Origin of the sequence: Dyella sp. ASV21 (assembly GCF_016428975.1) — a bacterium.
GTDB lineage: Bacteria > Pseudomonadota > Gammaproteobacteria > Xanthomonadales > Rhodanobacteraceae > Dyella.
Map to the genome: position 1 here is coordinate 35,285 of NZ_JAELTT010000009.1, position 13,460 is coordinate 48,744.

The 13,460-nt window shown below is 65.4% G+C and carries 15 protein-coding genes; 10 read left to right on the plus strand and 5 right to left on the minus strand.

Annotation, left to right across the window (positions count from 1 at the left end; all coding sequences use genetic code 11):
- The first annotated feature begins 15 nt into the window (after window positions 1-15).
- Both JHD67_RS05020 and JHD67_RS05025 read left to right on the plus strand, forming a co-directional pair.
- Window positions 16-1,971, plus strand: coding sequence for an acetyl-CoA hydrolase/transferase C-terminal domain-containing protein (locus JHD67_RS05020; protein WP_199097944.1), 1,956 nt, complete (start codon window positions 16-18; stop codon window positions 1,969-1,971).
- Between the two features lie 57 nt (window positions 1,972-2,028).
- On the plus strand, window positions 2,029-2,382 hold the full coding sequence (locus JHD67_RS05025; RefSeq protein WP_199097946.1) for a GFA family protein: 354 nt from the start codon (window positions 2,029-2,031) through the stop codon (window positions 2,380-2,382).
- 16 nt (window positions 2,383-2,398) lie between these two features.
- Here JHD67_RS05025 and JHD67_RS05030 read toward each other — a convergent pair whose 3' ends face one another.
- The gene (locus JHD67_RS05030; RefSeq protein WP_199097948.1) at window positions 2,399-3,139 is read right to left on the minus strand and encodes a helix-turn-helix domain-containing protein; all 741 of its coding nucleotides are present in this window, start codon (window positions 3,137-3,139) and stop codon (window positions 2,399-2,401) included.
- A gap of 200 nt (window positions 3,140-3,339) precedes the next feature.
- On the opposite strand from JHD67_RS05030, the gene ispG reads away from it, so the two are divergent.
- The 8 genes from ispG (at window position 3,340) to JHD67_RS05070 (ending at window position 9,316) form a co-directional block, all read left to right on the plus strand.
- Entirely contained in the window at window positions 3,340-4,596 is a 1,257-nt protein-coding gene (gene ispG / locus JHD67_RS05035; RefSeq protein ID WP_199097950.1) for a flavodoxin-dependent (E)-4-hydroxy-3-methylbut-2-enyl-diphosphate synthase, read from the plus strand.
- 10 nt (window positions 4,597-4,606) lie between these two features.
- Window positions 4,607-5,284: a class I SAM-dependent methyltransferase gene (locus JHD67_RS05040; RefSeq protein WP_199097952.1), complete on the plus strand. Its 678-nt coding sequence runs from the start codon at window positions 4,607-4,609 to the stop codon at window positions 5,282-5,284.
- Window positions 5,285-5,293: 9 nt separating this feature from the next.
- Window positions 5,294-5,587, plus strand: a complete 294-nt coding sequence (locus JHD67_RS05045) for a DUF1905 domain-containing protein (protein ID WP_199097954.1) — start codon at window positions 5,294-5,296, stop codon at window positions 5,585-5,587.
- Between the two features lie 104 nt (window positions 5,588-5,691).
- Window positions 5,692-6,510: an HD-GYP domain-containing protein gene (locus JHD67_RS05050; protein ID WP_199097956.1), complete on the plus strand. Its 819-nt coding sequence runs from the start codon at window positions 5,692-5,694 to the stop codon at window positions 6,508-6,510.
- Window positions 6,511-6,593: 83 nt separating this feature from the next.
- Window positions 6,594-6,995 (plus strand): DUF350 domain-containing protein, encoded by a 402-nt coding sequence (locus JHD67_RS05055; RefSeq protein ID WP_199097958.1) that lies wholly within the window; start codon window positions 6,594-6,596, stop codon window positions 6,993-6,995.
- Window positions 6,996-7,002: 7 nt separating this feature from the next.
- On the plus strand, window positions 7,003-7,479 hold the full coding sequence (locus JHD67_RS05060; RefSeq protein WP_199097960.1) for a hypothetical protein: 477 nt from the start codon (window positions 7,003-7,005) through the stop codon (window positions 7,477-7,479).
- Window positions 7,479-8,585 carry a glutathionylspermidine synthase family protein gene (locus JHD67_RS05065; protein WP_199097962.1) on the plus strand — a complete coding sequence of 369 codons (1,107 nt, stop codon included), beginning with the start codon at window positions 7,479-7,481 and terminating at the stop codon, window positions 8,583-8,585. Before JHD67_RS05060 ends, JHD67_RS05065 begins: the two co-directional genes overlap by 1 nt.
- Before the next feature lie 59 nt (window positions 8,586-8,644).
- Complete coding sequence (locus tag JHD67_RS05070) at window positions 8,645-9,316, plus strand: MarC family NAAT transporter (RefSeq protein ID WP_199097964.1); 672 nt, start codon at window positions 8,645-8,647, stop codon at window positions 9,314-9,316.
- Between the two features lie 83 nt (window positions 9,317-9,399).
- Here the strand turns inward: JHD67_RS05070 and aat are convergent, their stop codons facing one another.
- The 4 genes from aat to trxB form a co-directional block, all read right to left on the minus strand.
- A complete protein-coding gene (aat, locus tag JHD67_RS05075) occupies window positions 9,400-10,131 on the minus strand; it encodes a leucyl/phenylalanyl-tRNA--protein transferase (RefSeq protein WP_199097966.1) in 732 nt (243 codons plus the stop codon).
- A gap of 343 nt (window positions 10,132-10,474) precedes the next feature.
- Window positions 10,475-11,611: a GNAT family N-acetyltransferase gene (locus JHD67_RS05080; RefSeq protein WP_199097967.1), complete on the minus strand. Its 1,137-nt coding sequence runs from the start codon at window positions 11,609-11,611 to the stop codon at window positions 10,475-10,477.
- A gap of 41 nt (window positions 11,612-11,652) precedes the next feature.
- Window positions 11,653-12,306, minus strand: a complete 654-nt coding sequence (locus JHD67_RS05085; RefSeq protein WP_199097969.1) for a hypothetical protein — start codon at window positions 12,304-12,306, stop codon at window positions 11,653-11,655.
- Window positions 12,307-13,272, minus strand: a complete 966-nt coding sequence (gene trxB, locus JHD67_RS05090) for a thioredoxin-disulfide reductase (RefSeq protein WP_199097971.1) — start codon at window positions 13,270-13,272, stop codon at window positions 12,307-12,309. It abuts the gene before it with no gap.
- Window positions 13,273-13,460: the final 188 nt, after the last annotated feature.

Here is a 13,460-nt window from a genome sequence, read left to right on the forward strand (position 1 = left end):
TGTCACGATCGCCCTATGTCGCCAGAGCAGTGTCACAACGACGTCGAAGGTTGCGCGCAGCATATCGCCGAGCGGCTCGGCCCCGATTTGCGCGTGGCCGCGCCGTTGGGGCTGGGCAAGCCGCATGACCTGCTCAATGCGCTGTACCAGCTCACGACGGCGGATACCTCGCGCTCGCTTACGCTTTATACGGCGCTTTCGCTGACGCGACCGCATCCCGCGCCAGGTCTTGAGGCACGGTTTGTGGGGCCGTTTGTGCAGCGTCACTTTGGCGAAGACGCGGTCGATCCGGCCTATGCGGTGGATCAGGCGCGTAATGCCGTGCCGCCCAATGTGGCGGTGCATGAGTTCTATATGCAATCGGGCGCGCTGCTGCGCTCGGGCACCGCGCAACGCAACTACATCAGCCAGAACTACACGCATGTGGCGCGCGACCTCGTCGTGCAGGACATCAACCTGCTCGTGCAGTTGGTGGCGCGCCGTGAGACCGCCGAAGGCGTGCGCTACAGCTTGTCCAGCAATCCGGACCTCACGCTCGATTTCATCGAACAGGTGGTGCAGTCGGGCAGGCCACGGCCGCTGTGTGTGGCCGTAGTGCATCCGGACTTGCCGTATGTGAGCGGGCACGCCGAGGTGCAGCAGGACTATTTCGACCTGGAGTTGCGCACGGAGCGCGCGCCGCCGCTGTTCGCGCTACCGCGCCAGCCGGTGGATATCGCCGAGTACGCGCTGGGCATTCACGCCAGTGCGCTGGTGCGCGATGGGGGGTGCCTGCAGATCGGCATTGGTGCGTTGTCCGATGCGCTGGTCTATGGGTTGCGGTGGCGCCAGCAGGACAACACGCAGTGGCGACGCGCGCTGGTAGCGCTCGATCCGCGCGGTGGCACGCATGCGCTGGCCGCTCGCCTGGGTGGGCTGACACCGTTCAAGGCCGGCCTGTACGGCGCCAGCGAAATGGTCATGGATGGCTTCATGCATTTGCAGCGGGCGGGCATCCTCAAGCGTCGTGCCTGGGACAGCCTGGCGCTGGAGCGCGCCGCCGCCAGCGGCTTGTTGTCCTCGGCCACGCCGGGCGGTCATTACCTGCGCGGCGCGTTCTTCCTGGGTTCGCGCGAGCTCTATGCATGGCTGGCGGAGTTGGAGGCGACCGACCCGGATGCGCTGGACATGTGTCGCGTCTCCAATGTGAACCAGCTCTACGGCGACCATCAGGCGCTGGCGACGCTGCAGCGCCGCGGGGCGCGGTTCTTCAATACCTGCATGATGGCCACCTTGATGGGCTCGGCCGTTTCCGACGGCCTGGAAAACGGCGACGTCGTGAGTGGCGTGGGCGGCCAGTACAACTTCGTGGCGATGGCGCACGAGTTGCATGAGGGGCGCTCCGTGCTATTGCTGCGGTCGACGCGGCAAGGACGCGGCGGCATAGAAACCAATATTCGCTGGAACTACGGACACACCACCATCCCCCGTCATCTGCGAGATATGTTCGCAACCGAGTACGGCGTGGCGGATTTGCGTGGCAAAAGCGACAGCGAGTGCATCGAAGCGATGCTCTCCATTACCGACGCGCGCTTTATCGATGCCCTATGTGCGGAGGCGAAGTCGCACGGAAAGCTCGCATCGGATTTCGTGGTGCCCGAGCGCTGGCGCAACAACCGGCCGGAATGGCTGCGCGAGGCGCTTGCGCCGTGGCAGGCGAAGGGCTTGCTGCCGGCGTTCCCATTCGGCAGCGATTTCACCGAGGTGGAACAGCGTTTGTTGCCCGCGTTGAACTGGCTCAAGTCACGCAGTGCCACCTGGAAGGGGCGCGCTGGTGTGCTGGGCGCTTTGCTGCGGCCAGGGCCGGTGGCGCAAGGCGAGGACGAGGCGTTGGCGCGCATGGCGCTGAGCCAGCCGGCAGGGCTGGGCGAGCACGTGCAACGTCGACTGTTGCGGGCGGCGCTGCGTCGGGTTCGCGCCAAGGCGGACTGAGCCGCGCTAGCACGTCTTTTCCCGGGCGGCGACGTCCGCTTGGACTGGGAGCATGGGATGACATACCAAGGCAGCTGTCATTGTGGCGACATCGCCTTTACGGTCGCGCTTGAGCCGGGGCCGGCCGTGGAATGCAACTGTTCCATCTGCAGTCGCAAGGGGCTGCTGTTGTGGTTTGCGCCGCGGACGCAGTTTCAACTGAGTACACCCGAAGAGAACGTGGCGAGCTATCGGTTCAATCGTCACGCCATCGATCATCGCTTCTGTCCGCGTTGTGGCTGCGAGCCGTTCGCGTTCGCCACGTCGCCGCATTCGGGCGAGGCCATGGTGGCGGTGAATGTGCGGTGCCTGGAGAACGTGGAACTGGACGCGATCGAGCGCAAACCGTTCGACGGACGTCACTTGCTGTAGACGCCGTGTTCCGGCGTCAGCGGGTCAGCAGGGATTGACCCAGTTCGCGCAACGCCGGCAGGTTGAGGATATGCAGGCCCTGGCGATCGAGCGAAACGAGTTCGCGCTGACGGAAGCGGCCAAGCAGTCGGCTCACCGTTTCGGTGGTCAGGCGCAGATGGTTGCCGATATCCGCGCGTGACATCGGCAGCGGCAGGTACTCGGCGGACAGGCCGAGCATGGCGCGACGGTCGCGCAGGTCGACCAGGAACGCGGCGAAGCGCTCCTCCGCCAGACAGTTGCCACCGGTGAGCTGCAGGTGCGAGATGCGCTGGCTGGCAGCCTGCACCAGGTGCCACGGTACACCCGGTTGTGCGGCGCCGAGCTGGCGCAGGGCTTGGAATGGAAAGCGGCAGAACTGGGTCTTGCCCAAGGCCACCACCGCGTTGTCGTGCAGTTCGCGGTCGATCGCGTCCAGGCCGATCATCTCGCCCGGCAGGTGGAAGGCCAGCACCTGCTCGCGGCCGGCGATATCCACCGATACGGTCTTGGCCATGCCCGACTGCACCGAGTACAGCGCACGGAACGGCGTCAGCGGCCGATACAAGTATTCACCCGAGCGCAGCGGGCCGACGCGCTCGGCGATGTGTCGCAGGCCAGAGAGCTCCGCGCGGTCGTAACCGCTGGCCTGACACACCGGGGCGTGGCCGCAGCCGGCGCAGGAGGGGGATGGGGGCATGCGGCGTGCGCTGCCGGGTTCCTGGTATGTCTGCAGCATGGTGTGAGAGGCCTCCTGATACGGGCGTGTTTTCCGTGCGCTCATGATCCTCCCGCACGGTCGGCAACAGGGCTTGCTGCGTGGTTTTGCCGCATAAACGGGTGGGGTTGATCGGTTGCTAGGGTGGTCCGGGGGCGTTCGGGTATGCTTTTGCGGTTGCCGCGATCCGTTTGCGGCGCTCCGCCCTATCGATGCAGCCCATGAGCGACCTTTCCACTTCCCCGCGCCCCGCCCAGCCTGAACTCCGCCGCCCCAGCGTGGGCGTCAAGATCGGCAAGATCACCGTCGGTGGCGGTGCACCCATCGTGGTGCAGTCGATGACCAATACCGACACCGAAGATCCGGCCAGCACCGCCAGGCAGATTGCCGAGCTGGCGCGCGCGGGCTCGGAGCTGGTGCGTATTACGGTGAATACGCCGGCCGCCGCCGCCGCCGTGCCACGCATCCGCGACAAGCTGGCGATGATGGGCGTGGAGGTGCCGATCATTGGCGATTTCCACTACAACGGGCATCAGTTGCTGGAGGCCGAGCCCGCTTGTGCCGAGGCGCTGGCCAAGTACCGCATCAACCCCGGCAACGTGGGCTTCGGCAAAAAGAAAGACAGTCAGTTCGCCTCGATCATCGACATGGCGCTGCGCTACGAGAAACCCGTGCGCATCGGCGCCAACTGGGGCTCGCTGGACCAGAGCATGGTCGCCACGCTGATGGACGAAAACCACAAGCGCGCCGAGCCCTGGGATGCCGCACACGTGGCCCGCGAGGCGCTGATTCGCTCGGCGCTGGACTCGGCCTTGCGTGCCGAGGAAATCGGTCTGCCGCGCGATCGCATCATTCTGTCGTGCAAGGTGTCGGGTGTGCAGGAGCTCATTGCGGTGTACCGCGACATCGCGGGGCGCTGCGATTACGCCCTGCATTTGGGCCTGACCGAAGCCGGCATGGGTTCCAAGGGCATCACCGCCTCGTCGGCGGCGCTGGCCGTGCTGCTGCAGGAAGGTATTGGCGACACCATTCGCATTTCGTTGACGCCGGAGCCGGGTGCTTCGCGCGCCGGCGAGGTGATCGTGGCGCAGGAGTTGCTGCAGACCATGGGTCTGCGCGCCTTTACGCCGCTGGTCACGGCCTGTCCGGGGTGTGGTCGCACCACCAGCGAGTTCTTCCAGGAGCTGGCCCGCACGGTGCAGTTGCACGTGCGCGAGCAGATGCCGCTGTGGCGCGTGAAGTACGACGGCGTGGAGAACCTCACGCTCGCCGTCATGGGCTGCGTAGTGAACGGGCCAGGTGAATCCAAGCACGCCAATATCGGCATCTCGCTGCCGGGCAATGGCGAGGCGCCTTCCGCCCCGGTGTTCATCGATGGCGAGAAGGCGATGACACTGCGTGGCGACAACATTGCCAGCGAGTTCATCGGCATTCTCGACAACTACGTCGCTACCAAGTACGCCAGTCGCGGCGGTTGAGGAGCAAGTGATGGCGGCCGAATCGAGCGAAGTGGAGATCCTCGATGTCTGGCACGCCAACGCACCGGCCTGGGAGCGTGCAGTGCGTGACGGGCGCATCGAAAGCCGCGCGCTGGTGACCGACCGCGCCATCGTCCAGGCGGTGCTGGCACAGGCTCCGCGTCGCGTCATTGACCTGGGATGCGGCGAGGGTTGGCTGACCCGTCAGCTGGCTGCCGCCGGCGTCGAGGTGTTGGGCGTGGATGCGATTCCCGCCCTGGTGGACGCTGCCCGCGCGCAGGGCGGCGGCCGCTTCCAGGTCATGTCCTACGAGCAAGTGGCCCAGGGCGCGCTGCGCGAGCGGGCTGACGTGGTGGTGTGCAACTTCTCCTTGCTGGGCGGCGCCTCGGTGGAGGCTTTGCTGGCCGCGGTGCCTGGCTTGCTCGAGCCCGGTGGCAGTTTGCTGGTGCAGACCCTGCATCCGCTCGTGGCGATGGACGAGCAAGCCTATGTGGACGGCTGGCGCGAAGGCTCCTGGGCCGGTTGCGGCGAAGGTTTCGGTCAGCCTGCGCCATGGTATTTCCGTACGTTGGCAGGATGGCTGGCGAGTTTTGCGGCGGCGGGGCTGCGCCTGGATAGCGTGGTCGAGCCCATGCACCCTCGCACACAACGCCCCGCGTCGATTATCTTCAGGGCGGGAGCCAACTAGGGGGATCGCATGAGCAGGCATCGCGCTGTCGCTTTTCGTGCCACCGTGCACAACGGCCACAGCCAGTGGTCCGTGCCGCTGCCGTTCGATCCCGTCAACCAGTGGTCTACGCCGGCCCGCCCTGTGTGGAAAGGCGGTCATGGACATCGTGTCCGTGGCAGCGTGAATGGACGGGATTTCCATGGCGCCGTCGTCGAGCGTTCCGGTGCATTCTGGCTATTGCTGGAGGAGTCGCTGATACGCGGCGCCGGGTTCCACGAGGGGCAGTCGGTCGATGTGCTGATCGAGCCCGACGACGCGTAAAGGTCTTTACGCGCGCAGTGCACCGCACGACGGGAACTGAAGGTATGCTGCTGCGCGATACCGGTCGCAGGACGTAGCCGGGCCAGTCTTAGCCAGGGGTGCCGGTGACCGTCAAGCCACAAATCCGCATCGTTGCCATTTATGTGACGCTGGCCTGCGTGTGGATTCTGTTTTCCGATCGCCTGGTGTTTTCGCTGGGGTATGACCAGCACACCTTAAGCCTGCTGCACAGCCTCAAGGGCATCTTCTTCGTACTTTGCACGGCGGTGTTGTTGTATTGGCTGATCGGTCGCGATATGCGGCGACTGGATGATCTCAATCACATGTTGCTGACCGGCAACGAGCAGTCGCTGCGTGCGCTGGTGTCGGCCATGGACATTCGGCACAAGGAAACCCGCGATCACTCCGAGCGGGTGATGCGCATGGCGGTGGCGCTGGCGCGTCGCGCGGGCATCGAGGGCGATGCGCTGCGTAACGTGCGCTTCGGTGCCTTGCTCCACGACATCGGCAAGCTGGCCTTGCCGGATGCCATTCTGATCAAGCCCGGCCCGCTGACCGAGGAGGAGACCCGGGTGATGCGCACGCACCCGGTGCTGGGGCGCGACCTGCTGATGCGCACGGCCTTCCTGCGTGCGGCCATCGATATTCCCTATGCACATCATGAGCGCTGGGATGGCACCGGCTATCCACAAGGATTGAAGGGCGACCTTATTCCTTTGGCGGCGCGCGTCTTCAGCGTCATCGATGTATGGGACGCTTTGAGTTTTCCGCGCGTCTACAAGCGGGCGTGGCCGGAGCAGGAAGTGCTTGATTACCTGCGCGACGCCGCGGGCGGTCAGCTCGATCCGCAGATCGTGGCCTTGTTCCTGGAGCACTACGAGGAGATGAAGGCGATCGGGCTCGATCACCCGTTGCCTGAGTAAGTGCGGGCGGCTTGCAGCGACGCTTGGGGCCTGCGCTACACTGCCGCCGTGCCCGGGAGCGGCACTCATCAGGGGGAACTGCCGTGCTGTCGGATTTCTCGACGTTGCCCGCCTTTGCAGCGTACTTTGGGCTGGGAGCCCTGTTTCTCGCCGTGTTCTGCACGGTGCATATCTGGTCGACGCCGCAACGCGAGATGGCGCTGATCCACGCCGGCAACCAGGCGGCGGCCATCAGTCTGGCGGGTGCGTTGCTGGGTTTTGTGGCGCCGCTGGCCAGTGCCATGGCGCACAGCGTAAGCCTGGCCGACCTGGCGGTGTGGGGCGCGGTCGCCATGCTGGTGCAATGGCTGGCGCACCTGGCCATGCGTCTGTTGATTCACGACCTCGCCGCGCAGATTGAGGCCGACAATCGCGCCGTCGCCGTGTTCGCGGCGGCGGTAGCGGTAAGCGTGGGGTTGATCAACGCCGCCGCGATGACGTGGTAAGGCCATCATGAGTTATCCGTCCAGGCCCAAGGGGCCGCGCGATGCGCCTCGGCGGCCCGATGCGCAATTCACTTCGGCGTCCTCACGCCCACAGAAGCGTTCGCTTGCCGTGCCCTTGATCGCGCTGGGCGGCGCGGCCATCGTCGGCTTTAGCTTGTTCGGGCGCACGCACCCGGTGCAGCGCAACCGCTACGACTCGCTCGAAGACTGCGTGCACGATTACTCCACCGGCCAGTGCGAGTTGGACAATCCGGTGGGCAGCGGCAGCAGTGGCGGCGCCGGCCACATGGGGCTGCACTATTACGGACCCTGGTATCGCAGCGACGGCGCCGGCGGCACCACCGATCCTGGCCCGGGGCGCACCATGGGGTCGGTGTCGCGCAACGTGCCGGCCAGTGGATTTGCCGGCGGTCCGCGCAGCGTGGAACTGGGCGAACGGGGTGGATTCGGTTCATCCGGGCGCGTGTTCGCGCGGGGCAGCTGATGCGGCGTGTGTCCAGTGTGCCCCGTGTCGATTGGCGTGATCGAGTGGAAGCGCTGGGCTTCAACTTTCACACCATCGATGGTCAGCCCTATTGGCGCGACGATGTGTGCTACGTCTTTGAGGCCCATGAAGTTGACGCCATCGAGGCGGCCACCAACGAGCTGCATGCGCTGTGCCTGGAAGCGGTCGATCGCATCGTGCGCGATGGGCGCTATGCCGAGCTGGGCCTGGACGATCGCGCGGCGGCGCTGATCGAGCGCAGTTGGTGGGATCGTGACCCGGCACTCTATGGCCGCATGGACCTGGTGTACGACGGCAGCGCGCCGCCGCGCCTGCTGGAATACAACGCCGATACGCCCACCGCCTTGTTCGAAGCGTCGGTGGTGCAGTGGTATTGGCTGCAAGACGTGGCCCCGCAAGCCGATCAGTTCAATGCCATCCACGAGGCACTCGTTGCGCGCTGGAGCGCTTGGCCTAAAGCCTCGCACATTCATTTTGCCGCCTGTTACGACAGTGCCGAGGACGCCACCAACACGGACTATCTACTCGATACCTGCCTGCAGGCGGGGCATCGGGCCACGGCGCTGGATATCGAGCAGATCGGATGGTCCGGGCGCGAATTCATCGACATGGACAACCGGCCGATCGATCGGCTTTTCAAGCTATATCCCTGGGAGTGGCTGCTCGCCGAGTCGTTCGCGCCGCATGTGCCCAACGCACGCACCCGCTGGATCGAGCCGCCGTGGAAAATGCTGTTGTCGAACAAGTCCATTCTGCCGTTGCTGTGGGAGATGTTTCCCACGCATCCCAATCTGTTGCCGGCCAGTCGTCGACGGGGTGGCATCGAAGGCGTGGCCGTGCGCAAGCCGTGCTGGGGCAGGGAGGGCGCCGGTGTCATCGTGCTGAACCCGGGGGATGCCGGGCCGCCCACTGACGAGCCTTGCATCTACCAGGCGTTTGCACCGCTGCCCGTATTCGATGGACGGCACGCGCTGGTGGGTTCGTGGGTGGTGGGGCACGATGCGGTGGGCGTGGGCATGCGCGAGGACGCGGACCGTATCACGCGCAACACCAGTTGCTTCGTGCCGCACCGATTCGAACCGTAGCCTTTCGCCGGGTCAAACGGTTAGGCTGTGCCCGCAGCCCCATGCAGGAAGCGCCGCTCATGCTCGCCATGCTCGACTATGTTGCATTCGGATTGCTTGGCCTGTTGCCCATCGCCAATCCTGTGACCAGCGCTACGGTGCTGCTTGCGCTCACCGGGCGTTATCCGGAGGCCGAGCGCAATCGCCAGATCAACCGGGCGACCTTGTACGTGACCATTGTGTTGCTGATCTGCTTTTACGCCGGCAACGCGATCATCAGCGGCTTTGGCATTTCCATTCCCGGGCTGCGCCTGGCGGGTGGATTGATCGTGGCGTATATCGGTTTCGGCATGTTGTTTCCGCCGGCTCGCGTGGCCGAGGACGAAGCGCAGGCCGAAATGGCCTCGCACGATGCGGAGGCCAAGCTGCAGGATATTGCCTTTATCCCGCTCACCATGCCGTGCACTACGGGGCCGGGGACGATCGCTTTCATCATCAGCGCGTCTTCAGCTATTCCGGGTGCACGTCTGACACCGATGGTGCATCTGGGCGCGTGTTTGACGGCGGTGTTGTTCGCGCTGATCTTCTGGTTGTGCCTGCGCGGCGCCACCAAGATCATGCGTTTCCTTGGCGAAACCGGTATCGATGCGTTATCGCGCGTGATGGGCTTTCTGCTGGTGTGCATCGGCGTGCAGTTCGTCATCAACGGCGTGCACGATCTGCTGCAGAGCTGGGGCCTTATCGTGGTGTGACGATGGCCGCGACACGGCCGGCATCAGGCCAGGCGCCGACGCGCGGAAACAGGCTCGATTCCCGCCATGCCGCGCCGCAGCGGTCAGTCGTGGCGTGATCCCTCGAGTTGGGCCAAATGGTTGAACCTGGCCCAGCTCCCCGGCTGGCCCGGCAGGCGGGTCAGCTCGGCGATCATGCGCAGGAACTGGGCGCGCGGGTATTCCACGGCGCCCAGCTGCAGCAGGTGCGGGTTGGTGACCTGCGCGTCGATCAGCGGGAAGCTCCAGCCGCGCAGCAGTTGGGCCAGCGCCGCCAGCGCCGCGCGCGAGCCGCCGCTCTGGCGACTGAACATGGATTCGCCGCAGAACAGTCGGCCGACCGCGATGCCGTAAATGCCCCCGATCAGGTCCTGGCCATCCCACACCTCCACGCTATGGGCGTGTCCCAGGGCATGCAGCCGGGTATAGGCGTCGATCATGGGGGGCACGATCCAGGTGCCGGCCTGCCCGGGGCGCGGCGCGGCGCAGGCTTCCACCACGTCCTGGAAGGCATGATCCACGGTGATGCGCCAAGAGACTTCGGTCAGGCGGCGGCGCAGCGTGCGATTGATCTTGAGCGAGCTAGTGTGGAATACGCAGCGCGGGTCGGGCGACCACCACAGCAGGGGTTCGTCCTCGTTAAACCAGGGAAAGATGCCCTGGGCGTAGGCCGCCAGCAGTCGACGCGGCGACAGATCGCCGCCGAACGCGAGCAAGCCGTTCGGCTCTTGCAGCGCCTTGCGCGGATCGGGGAAATGGTCCGGCTTGGCCGAATCGAGCAAGGGCAATCGGATCATCGTGGCATCTGCGCGCTCGGGTTTCAGGGGCGCCGGCGAGGCCGCGTTGGCGCGGCGGACAGGAAAAGTAGGCCTTATTGCTGCCGGTTGGGCAAGTATTTAGAGCCCCATGGGGCAGGCGACGGGTCGATGAGAGCGCGTGCAGGTAGTCGTGGAGTACTCGCCGCAAGCGCTCAGGCTGATCGAGCATGACAAAGTGGCGCGCGCGTGAGGTTGATGCCCGGTTGAGGTGGCAAGCATCGACCACATGATCCCTTTCCGGGGCGGCCATGGTGCGCACCCACGCCCACCCTTCTGACTGGGGATAAGGGTAGGCGGCCGGTTGTGGTCGGCATGGCGCTCGTCACGGCGCGTGAGCGTAAGGGCTGTGATCGAGCAGATCCCGCGCGTAGTCATCCACGGCCTCCGCTTCGCGCTGAAGCGCGGCGCGCACGGCGGCGCGGAAGCCTTCGTTCACCAGCAGGTGGCGCGAGTGCGTGCGCACGGGGAGGAAGCCGCGCGCGAGTTTGTGCTCGCCCTGCGCGCCCGGCTCGAAGCGTTGCAGCCCGCACGCGATGGCATGCTCGATGCCCTGGTAGTAGCACAGCTCAAAGTGCAGGCCGGGGACGTCTTCTATCGCTCCCCAGTAGCGGCCGTACAGGCAATGGCGGCTTTGCATGAACAGTGCCATGGCGATGATGTCGTCGTGGCGGCGGGCCAGCGCAACATGGGTGACATTACCCAGGCTTAGGCCGAACTCCAGGAACATCGCGCGGGTCAGCGCGGCATGGTTGCCTTTGGCGTCGAAGGTGGCCTGGTACAGCGCGTGGATACGCTGCCACTCGTACGTGCCAAGACTGTGCCCCGCGCGCATCTCGATGCGTAGCCCGGCTTCCGCCACATGGGCGCGTTCCTGCCGAATGTTTTTTCGCTTCTTGTGGTTGAGGGCGGCGAGGAAATCCGCGAATTGCGCGTAGCCGTGGTTGTGCCAATGGAACTGCACATCCGAGCGGGCCAGCCAATGGTCGTCAAAGGCGGCCAGTTCCCCGGGCAGCAGGAAATTGGCATGCACCGATGAAAGCTTCATCTCCTCGGCAAAGCGCGCCATGGCCTCGACCAACATGCGTTGCCGCGAAGGCGCGGCGGCATCCGTGCCGGCCAGCAGGCGAGAGCCGGGCACCGGAGAGTAAGGCGCGGCGTTGAGCAGCTTGGGGTAGTAGTCGCCACCGGCGCGCTCCCAGGCGCTGGCCCAGCTCCAATCAAAGACGAACTCGCCGTGGGAATTGCCCTTGAGATAGAGCGGTGCGGCGGCGATCAGGCGATCGTCTTCATAGAGACCCAGATGGTGCGCCTGCCAGCCCCAGTCAGGCCGGATGCAGCCGGTGCGCTCCAGAGCGGCGAGAAAGGCGTGCGAAACGAACGGGTTGTCGTCCGCGCGCAGCGCATCCCAGGCGGCTGCGGGAATCTCGTCGATGCGGGAATGAAAACGGGCTTCGATCACGGGCGAAAGCGCGGCGATCGTTGGCGAGCGCCGCGCATCCTTCAGTGCACCGCAGGCAGCAGCGCGGCGATGCGGTTGACGAACGCCTGGGGGCGTCCGTAGTCGTGGTGATGCGGCAACAGCTGCAAGCGGCCGCCCACCTCAAGCGCCAGCGTGGGAAAGCCCTGGCCACCCAGCGAGCCCAGCAGGCGGCGACTGGCTTCGATGTGCTCCAGCGTCTCGGTGCCGTGCAGCCTGGCAAAGGACGCCTCGAAGGCACCGCCGTCCAGGCCGATCTGCTCGGCCAGCTCAGTCAGCACCGAGGGCTCCACCACGCGCAGGCCACGCTGGTAATGCGCATTCTGGATGGCGACCAGCATCGGATACCCCTGGGCGGCATCCAGCGCCTGCGCCGCCAGGATGGCGGCTATGGGCGGCAGCGAGAACAGCACCGTGTCCTGTTCGGCCAGCAGGCCTTCCAGATACGGCTTGCCGAACGGTTGGCCGCTCAGCGAGGCGATGCGTTCGTCCGAATGGGCGATGTGTTCGGCCAGTTGTGGATCGAGCGTGCGCGGCTCGTCGAACAGGCCGCCGCCGTGCAAGGCCAGCGCAACGCGGTTGCCGAGCGTTTCGGCGACCGCGCTGACCAGCGGCTGCGCGGCGTAGCACCAGCCGCACAGTGGGTCATGGATGTAATGCAGCGTGGCTATGCTCATTCAGGAGGCCGGGCCCTGCTGATCGAGCCAGCGTTCGGCATCCAGCGCGGCCATGCAGCCGAAGCCGGCCGAGGTCACCGCCTGGCGGTACACATGATCGGCCACGTCGCCTGCGGCGAATACGCCCGGTACCGAGGTCATGGTGGCCATGCCGTTGAGGCCGCTGCGGATCTTGATGTAGCCATCGTGCATTTCGAGCTGGCCATCGAAGATGCCGGTGTTGGGCGTATGGCCGATGGCCACGAAGAAACCGGTCACCGGGATATCGCGGGTGACGCCGGAGTTCACGTCCTTCACGCGCACACCCGTAACGCCGGACTGGTCGCCCAGCACTTCGTCCACGGCGTGATTCCACACCAGCTCGATCTTGCCGGCAGCGGCCTTTTCGAACAGCTTGTCCTGCATGATCTTCTCGGCGCGCAGCTTGTCGCGGCGATGCACCAGGTAGACCTTGCTGCAGATGTTGGACAGGTACAGGGCCTCTTCCACGGCGGTGTTGCCGCCGCCGATCACGGCGACTTCCTGCTCGCGGAAAAAGAAGCCGTCGCAGGTGGCGCAGGCGGACACGCCGCGCCCCTTGAAGTGTTCTTCGCTGGCGATGCCCAGGTACTTGGCGGTGGCGCCGGTCGTCACGATCAGCGCGTCGCAGGTGTACTCGCCCGAATCGCCCTTGAGACGGAACGGACGCTGTTTGAGGTCCACGCTATGAATGTGGTCGAACACCATCTGCGTCTCGAAACGCTCGGCATGCTGCGCCATGCGGTGCATCAGCTCCGGACCCTGCACACCCTTGTCGTCGCCCGGCCAGTTGTCCACCTCGGTGGTGGTCATCAGCTGGCCGCCCTGCTGCAGGCCGGTGATCATGGTCGGCTTGAGGTTGGCGCGGGCAGCGTAGACGGCTGCGGTATAACCGGCGGGGCCGCTGCCCAGGATCAGCAGGCGGCTGTGCTTGGTGGCTGTATTCATGCGTTCCTTCTATCCGCCGTGGTGGCGGTGGTGTACGTGAGTTCGGGTGGATGGAATGGGGTGGCTGCCCCTGAAGGACAACCCGGTTCCCGCAAATGTTACGCAGACGGCATGCCAGATGGGGGCGTCGAGCCCGATTTTCATCCCCGGGCATGGCTATCTCGTTGAGTTTTATCGCATTGGCTTTT

Coding starts and splice junctions, on each gene's coding strand:
- aat (WP_199097966.1), bottom strand. CDS start 10,131: ATGATCCGATTGCCCTTGCTCGATTCGGCCAAGCCGGACCATTTCCCC.
- trxB (WP_199097971.1), bottom strand. CDS start 13,272: ATGAATACAGCCACCAAGCACAGCCGCCTGCTGATCCTGGGCAGCGGC.
- JHD67_RS05040 (WP_199097952.1), top strand. CDS start 4,607: ATGGCGGCCGAATCGAGCGAAGTGGAGATCCTCGATGTCTGGCACGCC.
- JHD67_RS05085 (WP_199097969.1), bottom strand. CDS start 12,306: ATGAGCATAGCCACGCTGCATTACATCCATGACCCACTGTGCGGCTGG.
- JHD67_RS05065 (WP_199097962.1), top strand. CDS start 7,479: ATGCGGCGTGTGTCCAGTGTGCCCCGTGTCGATTGGCGTGATCGAGTG.
- JHD67_RS05025 (WP_199097946.1), top strand. CDS start 2,029: ATGACATACCAAGGCAGCTGTCATTGTGGCGACATCGCCTTTACGGTC.
- JHD67_RS05045 (WP_199097954.1), top strand. CDS start 5,294: ATGAGCAGGCATCGCGCTGTCGCTTTTCGTGCCACCGTGCACAACGGC.
- JHD67_RS05060 (WP_199097960.1), top strand. CDS start 7,003: ATGAGTTATCCGTCCAGGCCCAAGGGGCCGCGCGATGCGCCTCGGCGG.
- JHD67_RS05030 (WP_199097948.1), bottom strand. CDS start 3,139: ATGCTGCAGACATACCAGGAACCCGGCAGCGCACGCCGCATGCCCCCA.
- JHD67_RS05070 (WP_199097964.1), top strand. CDS start 8,645: ATGCTCGCCATGCTCGACTATGTTGCATTCGGATTGCTTGGCCTGTTG.
- ispG (WP_199097950.1), top strand. CDS start 3,340: ATGAGCGACCTTTCCACTTCCCCGCGCCCCGCCCAGCCTGAACTCCGC.
- JHD67_RS05020 (WP_199097944.1), top strand. CDS start 16: ATGTCGCCAGAGCAGTGTCACAACGACGTCGAAGGTTGCGCGCAGCAT.